Origin of the sequence: Frankia sp. CgMI4, from assembly GCF_001756285.1 — a bacterium.
Classification (GTDB): domain Bacteria; phylum Actinomycetota; class Actinomycetes; order Frankiales; family Frankiaceae; genus Frankia; species Frankia casuarinae.
Window position 1 is genome coordinate 1 of the sequence record NZ_MAQZ01000027.1, and the last position, 1981, is coordinate 1981.

The 1981-nt window shown below is 62.4% G+C and carries 1 protein-coding gene and 1 pseudogene; one reads left to right on the forward strand and one right to left on the reverse strand.

Translation table 11 applies throughout. From position 1 onward, the window contains the following. Nucleotides 1-227: 227 nt before the first annotated feature. Nucleotides 228-485: pseudogene (locus Manayef4_RS22305) on the forward strand (transposase); the annotation flags it as partial. 24 nt (nucleotides 486-509) lie between these two features. Here the strand turns inward: Manayef4_RS22305 and Manayef4_RS02875 are convergent. After that, entirely contained in the window at nucleotides 510-1784 is a 1275-nt protein-coding gene (locus Manayef4_RS02875; protein ID WP_254665429.1) for an ISAs1 family transposase, read from the reverse strand. Nucleotides 1785-1981 lie beyond the last annotated feature (197 nt).

Here is a 1981-nt window from a genome sequence, read left to right on the forward strand (position 1 = left end):
CCGGCTCCCAGCGCCTTCCCGCATGCCCGGAACCAGCCCCTCCGCGGTCCAGCAATTCACTCCTCAGATGGTGGAAGGGGCTCCTACGCAGGAAGCCCCGCCTGTTCGCCCACTGGGCGTGGATCACCAGTTTCTGACGGACTGGATGAGACGAGCGCAGTGACGGGAGACTGTCACGCTGCGTTCTGTGGGGGCCCGGGGGTGAGATCCCCCCGGGCTACCCGGCGGAGTTCGCCGAGGCCTGGGGCGCCCGTTATCCGGCGATCGTCAGGTTGTGAGAGAACGCCTGGGCCGAGTTCACGCCGTTTCTKGCCTTCGACGCGGAGATCCGCAGGGTGTTCTGCTCGACCAACGCGATCGAGAGCGTCAACGCCCGGATCCGCCGCCGCGCGGTCCGGGCCCGTGGGCACTTCCCGAACGAGACCGCCGCGCTGAAGTGCATCTACATGGCGGTCATGAGCCTCGACCCGACTGGTCAGGGCCGTAAGCCAGGGCTCCGGCGAGGTAGCTCACCGCTTTGATCCGCTACAGGCTGTGACGAGCAGGTCGAGTGCCGCGTGGCGATCGGCGGCGACGTCCTCCAGGGTTTCCTTGATTTTCCTCCTGCCGTTGAGGCGGAGGATTCCGATGGTCAGGTTCCGGAGGCTCGCGAAAGCCTGATTCGTGTTCCCGGTATAGATCGGATCGTCGTCCTCACGCCAGGCAGTGTCGCGAATGTAGTGGATCTCGTTCTCGATGCCCCATTGGCCGCGGACGTGGGAGTGGAAGTATGACGCTGTRGCGTGCGTGCCCGTAGCRCTGGTGAGGGCGAGGGCGTATTCGCGGGTGAGGCGAACTCCGGTGAGGTCGAACTCGTCTCGCCGGATGATGGCCGCCTTGTTGACATGTGGGAACTCGATGCCGTCGGCTTTCGTAGTCCAGGTCTGCCAGTTTTTGATCCGGCCGTGTCCGCGTTCCTGGACCTCGTGGTGGGCTGGTTCCTGGAGAAGCGGAAGGACCCGTTCGAATGTCTGCCTTTTGAGGGTCGGGCGATTCCCCTTCACCGTCATCACGTAGTCCATTCCGTGCTTGACGATGTCCTTTGCGGTGTCGTCCTGCGTATGMGCCGCGTCGAGGGTCACGGTCGGATGTCCTGRCATTTCCGGAAGCTGGTCGAGCAGATTTTCGACCTGGGTGATCTCGTTGGTGTCGTCGGGGATACGGATCTGTCCGATGACGAGACCCCTGCCGTGGATCATCGCGGCGAGTAGCTTGACCTGTGTCTTCTCATCTACCCAGGCGCCACGCATGACCTTGCCATCGACCGCGATGGTGATATGCTCCCCGTTCTCCCAGGTGGTCTGCGCGAACAGCCAGCAACCGATGCGRGCGTCCAGTGCCGCGACGTCGATGACCTGGAGGACCCTGCGGATCGTCTTCTCGCTGGGTACTCGGTACCGTCCGAGGAAGTGATCGTAAGGTGCTCCCAGCCGGGCCAGTAGGGGCTGAGGGATTCTCGCCGCCCAGCGGCCGATCTCACTGAGGCGCTTTGCGCCGGTCATCGTCGAGACAAGCGAGGTCGACAGGATGTACCGCAGGCTGTAGATCGCTCCCTTCGCCTTACGTGGGTCGGGAATTTCGCCGAGCATCGCGAGCAGGCTGGAGATGTCGAGCTGCTCGCAATCGACAGGCTCGTTGGACATGCAGGGGTCAGGCTGGCATGATGTCACGTGGTGGCCTTCTGTCTTGGGGGTTTGTTTGGTGGTACTTACATTGTCCCAAGCGGAAGGCCACTTCTTTCTCAACGGGGAGCCTGCATCCCGTCAAGCATTTCCAGATAATCGCGTGCYCAGTGACGCCAAATGCGCCGTCGAATCACGGTCGGCGCCAGGTCAAGTTGCTATGGCACGAATCCACGACGAGCTTTAGCGACAATCAATCGCCCATCGGATGCCCAGAAGTGATCACCAGGCAGGCTACCAACAGCTACCAACTATGACGC